Annotated in this window: 10 protein-coding genes and 1 pseudogene; 7 read left to right on the top strand and 4 right to left on the bottom strand. The window is 73.6% G+C overall.

Translation table 11 applies throughout. The features are described 5' to 3' along the window. The first annotated feature begins 78 nt into the window (after nt 1–78). From CHF16_RS26080 to CHF16_RS26070, 4 genes are all read left to right on the top strand, one after another. Nucleotides 79–1,863, top strand: a complete 1,785-nt coding sequence (locus tag CHF16_RS26080) for a glycoside hydrolase family 15 protein (RefSeq protein WP_089328780.1) — start codon at nt 79–81, stop codon at nt 1,861–1,863. A gap of 52 nt (nt 1,864–1,915) precedes the next feature. After that, a complete protein-coding gene (locus tag CHF16_RS42080; RefSeq protein ID WP_342750126.1) occupies nt 1,916–2,332 on the top strand; it encodes an alcohol dehydrogenase catalytic domain-containing protein in 417 nt (138 codons plus the stop codon). Continuing rightward, entirely contained in the window at nt 2,233–2,967 is a 735-nt protein-coding gene (locus CHF16_RS26075) for an MDR/zinc-dependent alcohol dehydrogenase-like family protein (RefSeq protein ID WP_342750125.1), read from the top strand. Before CHF16_RS42080 ends, CHF16_RS26075 begins: the two co-directional genes overlap by 100 nt. Before the next feature lie 117 nt (nt 2,968–3,084). Continuing rightward, on the top strand, nt 3,085–4,041 hold the full coding sequence (locus tag CHF16_RS26070; RefSeq protein WP_143228121.1) for a DUF5954 family protein: 957 nt from the start codon (nt 3,085–3,087) through the stop codon (nt 4,039–4,041). Between the two features lie 42 nt (nt 4,042–4,083). Here CHF16_RS26070 and CHF16_RS26065 read toward each other — a convergent pair whose 3' ends face one another. Further along, a complete protein-coding gene (locus CHF16_RS26065) occupies nt 4,084–4,461 on the bottom strand; it encodes a hypothetical protein (protein ID WP_143228120.1) in 378 nt (125 codons plus the stop codon). A 177-nt stretch (nt 4,462–4,638) separates the two neighbouring features. Here CHF16_RS26065 and CHF16_RS26060 point away from each other — a divergent pair, with 177 nt between their 5' ends. Further along, complete coding sequence (locus CHF16_RS26060) at nt 4,639–6,774, top strand: ATP-binding protein (RefSeq protein ID WP_089328777.1); 2,136 nt, start codon at nt 4,639–4,641, stop codon at nt 6,772–6,774. Here the strand turns inward: CHF16_RS26060 and CHF16_RS26055 are convergent. From CHF16_RS26055 to CHF16_RS26045, 3 genes are read right to left on the bottom strand one after another with little or no spacing between them, the layout of a single operon-like run. Beyond that, a complete protein-coding gene (locus CHF16_RS26055) occupies nt 6,725–7,222 on the bottom strand; it encodes a hypothetical protein (RefSeq protein ID WP_089328776.1) in 498 nt (165 codons plus the stop codon). The two genes, CHF16_RS26060 and CHF16_RS26055, sit on opposite strands and share 50 nt — an antisense overlap. Further along, a complete protein-coding gene (locus tag CHF16_RS26050) occupies nt 7,222–8,457 on the bottom strand; it encodes a hypothetical protein (RefSeq protein ID WP_089328775.1) in 1,236 nt (411 codons plus the stop codon). The genes CHF16_RS26055 and CHF16_RS26050 overlap by 1 nt, the downstream gene beginning before the upstream one ends. After that, nucleotides 8,454–9,593, bottom strand: coding sequence for a hypothetical protein (locus tag CHF16_RS26045; RefSeq protein ID WP_143228119.1), 1,140 nt, complete (start codon nt 9,591–9,593; stop codon nt 8,454–8,456). The genes CHF16_RS26050 and CHF16_RS26045 overlap by 4 nt, the downstream gene beginning before the upstream one ends. Before the next feature lie 230 nt (nt 9,594–9,823). Between CHF16_RS26045 and CHF16_RS26040 the strand changes: the two genes are divergently transcribed. Together CHF16_RS26040 and CHF16_RS26035 are read left to right on the top strand one after the other, a co-directional pair. Continuing rightward, entirely contained in the window at nt 9,824–12,952 is a 3,129-nt protein-coding gene (locus CHF16_RS26040; protein ID WP_089328773.1) for an AfsR/SARP family transcriptional regulator, read from the top strand. Nucleotides 12,953–13,500: 548 nt separating this feature from the next. Continuing rightward, nucleotides 13,501–13,745, top strand: a pseudogene (locus CHF16_RS26035) (IS1380 family transposase); the annotation flags it as partial.

Genomic DNA, 13,745 nt, shown 5'->3' with positions numbered 1-13,745 from the left:
AACCTCTGACGGCCGGGACATACATCCACTATCACGGGGAAGGCGGAGTGGGCGGCGAGGCGAAGCGGGGTATGCGCAGTGGCATTGAAGATCGAGGACTACGGGCTGCTGGGCGACACCGAGACCGCGGCGCTGGTCGGCAAGGACGGCTCGATCGACTGGCTGTGCCTGCCCCGGTTCGACTCCCCGGCGTGCTTCGCCGCCCTGCTCGGCGACGAGCACGCCGGGTTCTGGCGGGTCGCGCCCGCGTCCGGCGGCCTGTGCGCGCGGCGCCGCTACCGGGGCGACTCGCTGATCCTGGAGAGCGAGTGGGACACCCCGGACGGCACCGTCCGGGTCATCGACTTCATGCCGCCGCGCGGCGAGGCCGCCGACATCGTCCGGATCGTGGAGGGCGTGAGCGGGCGCGTCCCGATGCGCGCTGAGCTGCGGCTGCGGTTCGACTACGGGCGGATCGTCCCGTGGGTGCGGCACCGCGAGGGCGAGCGCAACGCGATCGCGGGCCCGGACGCGGCGTGGCTGAACACGCCGGTCCCGATGGAGGGCCACAACCTCACGACCTACGCCGAGTTCGCCGTGGCGGCTGGCGAGCGGGTGCCGTTCGTGCTGACCTACCAGCTGTCGCACCTGCCGCGCCCGAAGGCGGTGGAGGCCGAGCGGGCGCTTACCGAGACCGAGGTCTTCTGGTCGGACTGGATGGCCGAGTACTCCTACGACGGGGACTGGGACGCGGCGGTCCGCCGCTCGCTGATCACGCTGAAGGCGCTCACCTACGCGCCCACCGGCGGCATCGTCGCCGCCGCGACCACGTCCCTGCCGGAGCGGCTCGGCGGGCCGCGCAACTGGGACTACCGGTTCTGCTGGCTGCGGGACGCGACGTTCACGCTGCAGGCGCTGCTCGGCACCGGGTTCGTCGCGGAGGCCAGGGCGTGGCGGGAGTGGCTGCTGCGCGCGGTCGCCGGCGACCCCGCCGACCTGCAGATCATGTACGGCATCGACGGGACGCGGCGGCTCACCGAGTTCGAGCTGGACTGGCTGGCCGGGTACGAGGGGTCGAAGCCGGTCCGGGTCGGCAACGCGGCGTCCGACCAGTTCCAGCTCGACACGTGGGGCGAGGTGCTGGAGGGCCTGCACCTCGCGCGCACCAGCCGCATCGAGACGGACGAGAGCGCCTGGGACATGCAGCTCGCCCTGATGGACTTCCTCGAAGGGCACTGGAGCGACCCCGACAACAGCCTGTGGGAGGTCCGCGGGGAGCGGCGCCACTTCGTCCACTCCAAGGTGCTCGCGTGGGCGGGCGTCGACCGCATGGTGGAGGGCGTCGAACGGTACGGCCTGGAAGGGCCGGTCGAGAAGTGGAAGGCGCTGCGCGAGGAGATCCACGCCGACGTGTGCGCCAACGGCTTCGACGCCGACCGCGGCACGTTCACCCAGTTCTACGGCTCGCAGGGGCTGGACGCGGCGCTGCTGCTGATCCCGCAGGTCGGGTTCCTGCCGTGGCACGACCCGCGGGTGGTCGGCACGGTCGACGCGGTCCGGCGCGAGCTGTACCGGGACGGTTTCGTGCTGCGCTACGACACGGAGGCCGACGGCGGCGGCGTGGACGGGCTGGCCGGCGAGGAGGGCGCCTTCCTGGCCTGCACGTTCTGGCTGGCGGACGCGCTGCACGGCACCGGCCGCACCGGGGAGGCGACGGAGCTGTTCGAGCGGCTGCTCGCGCTGCGCAACGACCTCGGGCTGCTGAGCGAGGAGTACGACACCCGCGCCGGCCGGCAGATCGGCAACACCCCGCAGGCGTACTCGCACGTCGGGCTCGTCAACACGGCGCGGCGGCTGAGCGGCGCCGGCGGGCGCCGGTCCTGACCCCGCCCCGCAAGACCCGAAGGAATAGCGACTTCCACGGAGGGAGAGCACCATGCGCGCCCTGACCGTCCTGCCGGGCAAGCCCGGCTCGCTGGCCGTCACCGACGTCCCCGACCCGGAACCCGGGGAGGGGGACCTGCTGGTCGACGGGATCGCGGTCGGGGTGTGCGGCACCGACCGGGAGATCGCCGGCGGCGAGTACGGCACGCCGCCGCCCGGCCGCGACCGGCTGGTGATCGGGCACGAGTCGCTCGGCCGGGTGCGGGAGGCCCCGTCCGGCAGTGGCTTCTCCCCGGCGACCTGGTCGTCGGGGTGGTGCGGCGGCCCGACCCGGAGCCGTGCGGGGCGTGCGCGCACGGCGAGTTCGACATGTGCCGCAACGGCCGGTACACCGAGCGCGGCATCAAGGAGCTCGACGGGTTCGCGAGCCGGGCGTGGCGGGTCGAGTCCGACTACGCGGTGCGGCTGAACCCGGAGCTTGTCGAGGTGGGCGTGCTGATGGAGCCGGCCTCGATCGTCGCGAAGGCGTGGGAGCAGATCGAGAGGGTCGGCGGGCGGTCCTGGTTCGAGCCGCGCCGGGTACTGGTGACGGGCGCCGGGCCGATCGGGCTGCTGGCCGCGCTGCTGGGCGTGCAGCGCGGGCTGGACGTGCACGTCCTCGACCAGGTCGCGGACGGGCCGAAGCCGCGGCTCGTCGCCGAACTCGGCGCGACGTACCACCACGACGGCGTGGCGGAGGCGGTCCGCGGCGGCGCGCCAGACGTGGTGATCGAGGCGACCGGCGCGTCCCGGCTGGTGCTGGACGCGGTCGCGTGCAACGCCGCGTACGGGGTCGTGTGCCTGACCGGGGTGTCGTCGTCCGGGCGCACGCTGGAGGTGGACGCGGGCGCGCTCAACCGCGACATCGTGCTGGAGAACGACGCCATCATCGGGTCGGTGAACGCGAACCTCCGCCACTACGCGGCGGCGGCGCGCGCGCTGGCCGAGGCCGACCGCGGCTGGCTCGGCCGGCTGATCTCCCGCCGGGTCCCGCTGGAGCGGTACGAGGCGGCCTTCACCCCGCGACCGGACGATGTGAAGGTGGTCATCGACCTGGAGGGCTGACCGCCGAAAAAAGTGCGGGCAGAAAGGCGTTCAATTGCGAGCAAGAAGGACGCCTTCCGTCCGGCAATGCGGGAAAAGCCGTGCGGGCGCGGCGGCCGTCCGGCCAGGATGCGGGGCATGGCCTTCGCGTTGCTGCGCGGGTACGACCACATCAACGTGGTGGCCCGCCTCGATCCGGTCGCGGCGGTCCGCGACCGGGAACTCGGCGAGCGGATTCTGCGCTATCCGAAGATCTTTCCCGCCGGCGCCCCCGACTTCGGGCACGCGGTGCAGCGCGGGGACGCCTGGCGCATCGGCGCGCTCGGCTGCGACGACCCGGCGGCGGCCCGCTACGGCCTCGCCATGGACCTGCGGACGGAGGCCGCCGCCGAGCCGGACGGCCCGACCGCCGCGGCGATGCGGGCGGCGGCCGGCCGGCTCGACCCGGAGGAGGGCGAGCAGCTCGCCAAGGACGAGTGGGAGATCGGCGACCGCCGCTACCGGATCATCCGGGTCGAGAAGTTCATCCAGTTCGGTGACCGGGTACTGGAGCCGCCCCGGTCCACCGACGCCGACCTCGCCGGGGACGGCCTGCTGCGCGACCACCCGATCGAGCCGGCGGCGCCGTGCGGGCAGTGGGAGGCGCAGCTGCGGCTGAACCTCGTCGCGTTCATGCCGGTCGCCGGGACGGTCCCGGACATCGTCCGGACGGAGGCGCGGCACGCGATCCAGGCGTATCCGGGGGTGGTGGTGCTGCCGCCGACGTTCATCGTGGTGGAGCTCGACGGCGACTCCTGGGCGCCGCTCACCGGCGGCGACGACCCCGACGCGGCGCGCGAGCGGCTGGCCGGGCACTTCACCGGCCTGCTGCCGCGGCTCCGGGAGTTCGGCGGCGACCCGCCGACGGCGGCGGAGCTCGCCGAGTGGGAGGAGATGGCGGCCGCCATCCGGGCCACGTCCGGCCACACGTTCCACGTCCGCGAGCGGGAGTTCCGCACGGTCCGGGTCTCCCGGATGCTCCGCCTCGGCCGCGACGGGCCCGAGTCGCCGCGCCCGTCCGACCAGGAGCGCTACGGCCTCACCACCGACGCCTGACTCCGTCCGCGACCGCCGCCGCCCCGGGCCCCGGCGCCCTCCTCAGCCGATGTTGATGTCTCCGTGCACGTCGCGGAGCTGGACCATCCTGCCCGCCTGGCCGTTGAGGACGTTGACCACGCCGTCGCCCGTCGCGGCGGCGTTCGTCTGCGCCCGGTTCCACAGGCCGCGCGCCTCCGCCTCGAACGCGGCGTCGCCGGCCAGCAGGGCGGCGACGGCGGAGGCGAGGCCGCCGACCCGCTCCGGCGTCGGGTCCTCGGTGGCCCGTGCGAGGGCCTCCTCGTCGGACGGGCGGCCCCGGAAGCGCTCGCGGACCCGGCGGGACAGCTCGGCGACGGCGGCCCGGACCGGCTCGCCCGCCACCTCGACGGCCTTGCCGGCCATGGCGGTGGCGATGGCGACGGTCATCGGATCTGTCATTCCCCCAGTTCACCACGCCGGCCCGGCATCGACAATCGCCATTCTGACCGGCTTCCGGCAGAAGGTCTGACCAAAAAAGCAAATACCGCCCGCCGGAACCGACATTCCGGCATTCGGTTATCTTTGCCATAAAGCGGGGCGATCAACGCACCACTGAGGCAATGGGATGGATGGAACGTGCAGTCTCCCGACGAACGGGACCGGTGGACCAACGAACTGACGGGGAGGATTGCGGGTTCCAGCGTCCAGGCCGGGTCCATCGCGGGCGGTGTGCACATCACCGCGCCCGGTGCGGCGTCCCCGCCCGGCCCGCCCCTGCCCGCTCCGGCCCAGCTGCCGCCGCCGGGCCTGTTCGCGAACCGGCGGGCCGAGCTGCGCCGGCTGGCGGCGCTCGCGGAGGAGCCGGGTCCAGGGCCCGTGGTCCTCACCGGCCCCGGCGGCGTCGGCAAGACCACGCTGGCGCTGCACTGGCTGCACGAAATCAAGGACGGTTACGACGGGCAGCTCTTCATCGACCTGCGCGGCTTCTCCGGCGGCGAGCCGCTGCCGCCGGACGAGCCGCTGGAGCGGTTCCTGCGCGCGCTCGGCGCGGCGCCCGAGCACATCCCGGTGGGCGCCGACGAGCAGTCCGCGCTGTTCCGCTCGATGACCGCGGGCCGCCGCCTGGTCATCATGCTCGACAACGCCGTCTCGGCGGCGCAGGTCCGCCCGCTGCTGCCCGGGGACGGGCCCGCGCTCGTCGTCGTCACCTCCCGCCACCGGCTGACCGGCCTCGTAGTGGACGGCGCGCGGTTCCTGGACGTCGACCCGCTCGGCGAGCCGGGGGCGCTGGAACTGCTGGAGCGGCTGATCGGCGCGGACAGGATCGGCGCGGAGCGCGACCACGCCCGCGACCTGGTCGCGCTCTGCGGCACGCTGCCGCTGGCGGTCTGCGCGTCCGGCGCCCGGCTCGCGGCCCGGCGGCGCTGGCCGATCGCCCGCGCCGTGGCCGAACTCGGCGACGAGGCGAGGCGGCTCGCCGCGCTGCGCACCCGGGAAGGGGACATCTCGGTGGGGGCCGTCTTCAACACCTCCTACCAGGCACTCGACGAGGAGCAGGCGGCCGCCTACCGGCTGCTCGGCGTCCATCCGGGCCCCGATCTCTGCGCCGCCGCCGCGGCCGCCCTCATCGGCACGGACGAGGACGACGCGGCCCGGCTCATGGACGGCCTGGTCGACGCCAGCCTGCTCCAAGAGCGCCCGGAAGACCGGTACGGCTTCCACGACCTCGTCCGCCTGCACGCGCGGGACCAGTCCCTCGCTCCGGCGGCGGACCGCGCGGCGGCGTTCGAGCGCCTCGCCGACTGGTACCTGGCGACCGCCGTCGCCGCCGACCGCACCCTCATGCCGGGGCGCTGGCACCTCGGCGAGCGGTACGCGGAGCCACGGGACGACCGGTTCGCGTCCCGCGGGCAGGCCCTCGATTGGCTCGCCCTGGAACGCCCGAACCTGGCGGCGGTCGCGCAGGAGGCGCACGACACCGGCCTGCACGCCGTCGCCTGGCAGCTCGCCGAGGCGATGTGGCCGCTGTTCCTGCAGCGCAGGCACTACCCGTCCTGGATCCGGATGTACGAGCTGGGACGCGCCGCCGCCGAGTCGTGCGGCGACGCCAAGGCCCAGGCGCGGATGCTGGAGGGCCTCGGTGTCGCCCGCCTCAACCTCCAGGAATTCGGCACGGCGACGGTCCACTACGAGGCCGCCCTCGGCCTGGAGCGGCAGGCCGGGCACCGGCTCGGCGAGGCGTCGGCGCTCGAAGGGCTCGGCGTCGCGGCACTCGCCACCCGCGACGCGTCCCGCGCGATCGAACTGTTCTCCGAGGCGCGGGACGTGCACGTCGACCTGGGGCGCTCGCGCGGGATCGCGCTGATGGACCGCCACATCGGCGAGGCGCTCAGCGTCGCCGGCCGCCACGACGAGGCGGAGGCGACGCTGACCCGCGTCCTGGAGCGGTTCGACCGGCGCGACGAGCCGTACCACCACGCGCGGACGCTCACCTGCCTCGGCCAGGCCCGGCTGCGCGCCGGACGCCCGGCCGAGGCAGCCGCCGCGCTCCGCGAGTCGCAGGAGGTCGCGCGGGAGGCGGACGCCCCGCACGTCGAGGCGGGCGCGCTCCGCGAGTTGGCCCGCATCGCGGAGCGGCTGGACGACCCGGCCGCCGAGCGCCTGCTGCTGGAACAGGCGCTCGCCATCTACACCGCGCTGGCCTCGCCGCAGGCGGCGGAGGTCAGCGAGCGGCTCGCCGAACTCCCGCCCGCGCCGTCCGGCGGCCCCTGACCGGCGTGACCCTGACCACCGTGACCGTGTTCTCGCGGACGAGGGTGAGCCGGGTGAGCGCGGCCGGCGAACCGCCCGTCACGAGCCAGGCGTGCAGGGCGGACGCGTAGGCGGCCGCGTCCTCCACCGTGCACGTCCCGCCCATGACCGGGTCGAGCCGCGCCTGCACGCCGCCCATCGCCAGCAGGCAGGCCCGCTCGGTGACGACCGCCGCGACCAGGCATCCGGGAGGAGCCGCGCAAGCGGGATCGCCACCCGTGCCGACCACCACGTCCGCGCATGCCAGCCAGGCCGGCGACGTCTCGTCCGGTCCGGCCACGAGATGCTCGTCGCACGGCGGCGGGACCGGGCCGTCCCCGGGCGGGCGCCGCAGCGTGAACGCCCGCCCGGCGATGAGCACCCGCTCGGGCCCCGGCAGGTCGTCCCAGACCCGCACGACCGTGGCCATCACGCGGCTCGCAGCCCGGGGGAGCCCGGTAACGGGACCGGCTCGACCGCCGGCGGCCGGGCCCGGTCGGGCAGCCGCAGCAGCCGGTACATCTCCCCGCGGATGAGGCGGGCCGCCTCCCCCGGCCGCGAGGTGATGTCGCCCCGGATCGCGGCGTGGACCCGTCCGGTGAAGGCGTGCGCCGCCTCGTCCACCTGCGGCGCCAGCGGGCGGCTCCAGTCGACGCGGGGCGCGAGCGCGCCCAGCCGGGCGACATGGGTCCCCGGCGCCACGGCGTCCTCCGGGAACGCGCCCAGCAGCACCGGCACCCCGATCGCGGCGCCGTAGCAGGTGACGGACCCGTGGTCGCCCACCACCACGTCGGCCGCGACCAGCCCGGCCCGCCACCCCTCCTCGGGCGGGAACAGCCGCACGCCGAGCCGGCGGCAGTCCGCGTGCCAGGCCAAGACCTGACGTCTCCCGTAGAAGGACCACACGTTCGGGTGAAGCGCGGCGACGACCTGGTACCTGTCGCGCGGCAGTTCGGCCGCGACGCGCAGCAGCAGATCGGGATCGTGGCCCAGCAGCGAGTCCTCGTGCCAGGTGGAGCTGACGAAGACGAGCCGCCGGCCGGGCCGCACCCCGAGCGCGCGGCGGTACTCCTTCCGGTACGGCAGGCTCGCGAGCAGCCGGTCCAGGCAGGGGTCGCCGCCGGCGAACGCCACCGGGCGCGCCTCGGGGCACTCGCGTTCGAGCATCTCCAGGTGCCGGTCGTGCGGCAGGACGATCGATGACGGCACGACCCGCCCGCCGACGACGAGCCGCTCCCTGATCAGACCGCTGATCGCACGCGCGGCCGCCGGCCCGGAACCGAGATTGCGCGGGTGGAGCTTGCCCGGCCCCGCGCCGTGCGGCACGGTCATGACGGGCCCGTGCAACTTCTCCAGCATCCCGTGGCCCGCCGCCACGACGAGGTCCCACTTGGTGCTGACCGCCTGCCGCCAGGGCAGCACCAGCCCGCCGAGGTCCCGCAGGTGCGTGTCCAGGCCACCGGTGTTGGCCGACGCCGGTGCGGCCGTGTAGGCGACCGCGACCCGCCGGTCGGTCTCCAGCAGCGGCATGACGTCGGCGAGCCGCGTCGCCGACGTCACGTGGTGCGCGACGGCGAGAACGGTCCTGAGCGCCCGCACCGTCGAGCCTTTCAGCGCGTCGAGGCCGAAGGGGCCCGGTACCCATCCGTCCACCGGGAGGTTCATCGCGCACCTCCGCAGCAGGCGTGGCCGGCCCGGGAGGAGATGCGGAAGGGCGGCGAGACCGGGTCCGCCACCGGGATCGTGGCGGGCTGCGGCAGCCGGAGCAGCCCGTACATCAGGCTGCGCATGTTGCGGTCGAACCGTCCCGGCTCGGAGGTGATCCGCCCGAGGACGGGCCGGACCCGCTCGGGCCGCCACCGCGCCGCCGCCTCGGCCAGCTGCGGGCGGACCGGCCGGTGCGCGGCGAGCCGGACGGCGAGCAGGCGCAGCGCGTCCCCCGGCGGCGGCCCGGTGATGAGCACCGGGACCCCGACGACCGTCCCGTACCGAGTGACGGGACCCGGCGGCCCGAGGATCCAGTCGGCGGCGACGAGCGCGGCCCGCCAGTCCGCCTCCGGCGGCATGAGGCTCAGCCCGGCCCGCAGGTGCGCGCCGAGGCCCGGCGGCCCGTCCGGGCACCGGTCGCCGCGCGGCTCCGGGACGCCGAGGACCTGGTACCGGTCGCGCGGCAGTTCGGCGAGCAGCCGGTGCAGGACGTCCGGCGACCTGCGGCACGGGCACCCGCCCCCGCCGCCGGTCGCGGGCAGCGCCACCACGACGAGGCCGCGCCCCCCGACACCGAGGGCGCGGCGGTAGAAGTCGCGCAGCGGCAGGCTCGCCACGAGCCGGTCGTGGTCGGAGTCCCCCACCACGGCCGCGCGGCCGGGCTCGGCGTCCGGGGGCCGGTCCAGGTGGTGGGCGTAGGTGTACACGGCCGGAGCGGTCCGGTGCGCGACCTCCGCCGGGACCGTTCCGGGCAGTGCGACGAGCGGCGCGTCCGGCAGTCGCACCGGGACCCGGTGCGCGGTGACGACCAGGCCGACGTCGCCGTCCGCGAGTCCGGACCAGGGCAGCGGTGCCGCGCCCGCGTCCTTGAGCATCACCTCCACGGCGGCCGAGGACGGCCCCGGGGCCGCCGCGAAGAGCACGCGCAGCCGCGGGTCGGTCCCCGCGAGCCGCGCCACGTCCAGTGCGGGCTGCCCCGGTTCGGGCGAGCCCACGACAACCAGCACGGTGCGCCGGTCCCCCAGCCGTCCCCACCAGCCGGGGTCGAACCCGGTCAGGGCCCGACGCCATTCGAAGCCGGTCATTGCGGTCAACGAACCCCCTTTGACCTTGGATGCGAACATCCGTCCCTCCGTCGCGGGCCGAAATGGCCCGCCTCCGGAACCGAGTGTCGTTCGGAGCGCTTGACGAAAACTTGCAATCGTCCTGACTCGGTGAGTAGTGGGGCCCCCGGGAAGTCACGGGGAACACGGCTCCGCTCTGGCCATTCGGTACACGCGGTGCCAAAATCGGCTCAGGAGGAGATTTCCACAAAGGGGAACCGGTGGAGTTCCGCATCATAGGGCCCGTCGAGCTGTGGGTGAACGGCCGGCGGCGCGACCTCGGAACGCCCAAGGAACGCTGCGTGCTCGCCGTCCTGCTCTACAGCGCCCGGCAGCCGGTGCCCACCGAGACCATCATCCGCCGGGTATGGGACCGCGACCCCCCGGCCAAGGCCCGGCAGGGCCTCCAGGTCTACATGACGCGTCTGCGGCACCGGCTGGAGGACGTGGAGGGCGCCGCGCTGATCTCCCGGCAGGGGTCTTATCTGCTCGACGTCGACGAGGAATCGGTCGACCTTCACCGGTTCCGCCGCCTGCGCGACCAGGCGCGCGCCATCGCCGAGAGCGGCGACGACGAATACGCCCTCGACCACCACCGGCAGGCCGCGGAGTTGTGCCGCGCCGAACCGCTCGCCGACCTGTCCGGCGACTGGGCCGAACGCACCCGGCACAATCTGGAGCAGGAACTGCTGTCCGCCGCGTTCGCGCGCATCGACCTGGAGTTGAAGCACGGCAACCACGCCGACGTCCTCCGCGAATTATCGGATCTCACCGAACGCCATCCGCTGGACGAGCGGCCCGTCGAACGGCTCATGAAGGCGCTCTACCGCTGCGGGCGGCAGGCCGAGGCGCTGGAGGTCTACCGGCGCACCCACGACCTTTACGCGGCGGAACTCGGCACCGACCCGGGCCCCGGACTCCAGCGGCTCCACCAGCAGATCCTGCGGGGCGACCCGGACCTGCTGCGCGTCCCCGGCACCCAGCTGAGCGTGGACCGGCGCCCGCACACCCTCCCGCACCGCGCGCGCGTGTTCGTCGGACGCGACGACGAGATGCGGCAGCTCATCGAAACGGTGCCGGGCATCGCCGGCCCGCCCACCGGATCCGCGATGCCCGTCATCGCGATCGACGGCATGGCCGGGGTCGGGAAGTCGGCGCTCGCCGTCCACCTGGCGCACCGGCTGGCCGAGCACTACCCGGACGGCACCATGTACCTGGAGCTGCACGCGCACGACCCGCGGCAGAAGCCCGTCGATCCGGCGGACGCGCTCGACACACTGCTCCGCATGATCGGCGTCCCGGTGACGCGGGTACCGCGCGCCCTGGACGAGCGCGCTGCGCTGTGGCGGTCCGAGCTGGCGGGCGGCCGCGCGATCCTGCTGCTGGACGACGCCGCCGGGCACGACCAGGTCAGGCCGCTGCTCCCGGCGTCCCCCGGCTGCCTGGTGATCGTGACGAGCCGCCGCCGGCTGACCGGCCTGCACGACGCCTGGCCGCTGTCCCTGGAGACCCTGCCCCTCCGGGACGCGATGGTGCTGTTCACCGGCATCGCGGGCCCCGGCCGAGCGGAGCCCGGCCCCGACGTCGCCGCGGTGGTCGACCGCTGCGGGCGGCTGCCGCTCGCGGTGAGCATGGCGGCGAGCAGGCTGCGCCACCGCCGCACCTGGGACACCCGCGACCTGCTGGCGCGCCTGTCGTCCGACGACCTGCGCCTGGACGAACTCCGCGACGAGGACCGCGAGATCACCACGGTCTTCGAGGTCTCCTACCGCGGCCTCCCGCCACCGCTGCGGGACGCGTTCCGCGCCTTCGGCCTGCACCCGGGCCCCGACCTGACGGCCGACGCGGCGGCCGCGGCCCTGGCCTGCCCGGTCCGCGAGGCCGAGCGGATCCTCGAGGACCTGCTCGACCGCCACCTGATCACCGAGCCCGCCCGGGGCCGCTACCGCTTCCACGACCTCGTCCACGACTACGCCCGCCGCGTGGCCCGCGAGACCGACACCGACGAGGACCGCCGCCGGACCGTCCACCGCATCCTGGACTTCTACCTGGCGACCGCCGAACACGCGAACCACCTCCTGGACCCGCACCACCGGGACACCACCCGGACCGACGGCCCGCGCCCCCTCACGACCGAGGCGGAAGCCGCCGAATGGTTCGCCGCCGAACACGCCTGCCTCCTGAACGCCGCCGCCGAAGCCGACCGCATCGGCTCGGCGGCGCACGTCGCCCGCTTCTCCCGCGTACTCGCCGGGCACCTGGAGTCGCGCGGCCACTGGGACGCCGCCGCACGCCTGCACACCAGGGCGGTCGAGGCGCTCCAGGGCCTGGACGACGCTCCGGGCACCGCCCGCGCCCTGGCCGACCTGAGCCACATCCGTTTCCGCGTCGGCGACTACGAAACCGCGATGGAAGACGCCGAAAAGGCACTGCAAATCCACCGTTCAACCGGCGACCGTCACGGAGAGGCCCACATCCTCGGCCGCATGAGCCTCATCCACTGGCACCAGTCTCGCCTGCCGGAGGCATTGGCCCACTGCGGTGCGGCGGTGGAAATCCACCGCGCCCTCGGCGACCGCCGCGGAGAGGCGGAGAACCTCGACCGCACCGCGATCATCCTGGAGTTCACCGGCGACTACCGCGAGGCCGAACGGCTCCGCCTCGAAGCACTCGCGATCCTCGGCGAGATCGACGCCCCGCGCCTGCGGACGATGGCGCTCAACAACATGGGCGACCTGATGATCCGCATGGGCGACGTCGATCGCGCCGCCGGCTACTACGCGCAGGTCGCCCACGCAGCCGAGCTGAGCCGCCAGCACGAGGCCATCGTCCTCATCAACAAGGCCAACGTCCACCGCCGCACCGGAGCGTACGAGACGGCTCTGACCGATTACCGCGCGGCTCTCGCGATAGCAATGGAATTGGGCGACCGAAGAACCCAGGTCGACACCCTCATCGGCATCGGCGCGACTTTCCATAACACCGGCCGATACGGTGAGGCGCTCATTCACCATGAACGCGCCCTTGCCATATCACGCTCGATCAGCGAGCGCTACGAAGAAACGGTGGCGCTCCGCCATCTAGGCGAGGTACTCACCTCATCAGGCCGCTATCCAGCCGCCGTCGAACACCTCCGCCAAGCTTACGATCTATCCACCGAGATAGACGTCCCCGACGAGCGGGCGCGGGCTCTGACGAGCCTTGGTACGGCCCTTCTCCACGTGAAGGGCAGCGAAGCCGCCCGCCACCCCTGGGAGAAGGCGCTTCAGCTAATGACCAGGCTGGGCCTGCCCGAGGCGGCGGACCTGCAAGCTCGACTCCAGTCCCTCGACCACGCCTCGGGCACCTGATTCGGGCTAGAATCAATTCCACTCTCGCCGGGCACACTCCCTCGAATACCGTGCCGCCCACCACCGAACATCATTCAAGAACGAGATTCCAATCCGCTGCGTCCACCAACACCCCGCCAAACCGGACACGTCACCCAAAGACCCACATATCTCACCGCATCTTGGCCTGCCAGGCAGCAAATTCTCAGATGTCGCCACGCGGGACCATCCAGACTTATACGATTCCTTACCAGTTGCCCGTTCACACCGGGTTGTTGTCGCCTAGTAGATAGGGTTTGCATGGCCCGCTTCCTGCACAGGGCTCTGCCCATCGCTCTGGCGCTCAACGTGGCGCCGATCGTCCTGGTTGTGTGCATACACATGACCGGGTGAGGTCGTGACACCGAGTCTGGCGGGCTAAGCCTCGATCCACCGGGTGATTGCTGTTCAGGTTGCGGAAACGACAAAAGGGATGCCCCGTGGCCTGCGATGATGGGCTTGTCTAAGGTCCAGCAGCGCAGAAGCAACGAGGCATCCCGTAAGTGCAATCCTCTCATGTCTCATCGGCGGTGGCTGCCGCGTTCGACGAGCCGAACTTGATCGCCGATGCCGGGCTGGTGCCGGTGGTGCGGCTGGCCGAGCGGGCGGGGCTGCCCGAGCTGGCGGCCGAGGTGCTGCGCATCGGCGGTGCGCGCAACAGCGCCGGCGCCGCCCCGGCGGCGAAGGTGATGTCGCTGGTGGCGGCGATGTGCGCCGGAGCCGACAGCATCGATGACACCGACCGGTTGCGGCATGGGGCGATGCCGACCGCGTT

Origin of the sequence: Actinomadura meyerae (genome assembly GCF_900188445.1) — a bacterium.
Taxonomy (GTDB): Bacteria; Actinomycetota; Actinomycetes; order Streptosporangiales; family Streptosporangiaceae; genus Spirillospora; species Spirillospora meyerae.
The sequence above is the reverse complement of the archived record's forward strand: the minus strand, read 5'-3'. Positions and strand labels throughout refer to the sequence as shown.

Coding starts and splice junctions, on each gene's coding strand:
- CHF16_RS26065 (WP_143228120.1), bottom strand. CDS start 4,461: ATGACAGATCCGATGACCGTCGCCATCGCCACCGCCATGGCCGGCAAG.
- CHF16_RS26075 (WP_342750125.1), top strand. CDS start 2,233: ATGTGCCGCAACGGCCGGTACACCGAGCGCGGCATCAAGGAGCTCGAC.
- CHF16_RS42080 (WP_342750126.1), top strand. CDS start 1,916: ATGCGCGCCCTGACCGTCCTGCCGGGCAAGCCCGGCTCGCTGGCCGTC.
- CHF16_RS26050 (WP_089328775.1), bottom strand. CDS start 8,457: ATGAACCTCCCGGTGGACGGATGGGTACCGGGCCCCTTCGGCCTCGAC.
- CHF16_RS26070 (WP_143228121.1), top strand. CDS start 3,085: ATGGCCTTCGCGTTGCTGCGCGGGTACGACCACATCAACGTGGTGGCC.
- CHF16_RS26055 (WP_089328776.1), bottom strand. CDS start 7,222: ATGGCCACGGTCGTGCGGGTCTGGGACGACCTGCCGGGGCCCGAGCGG.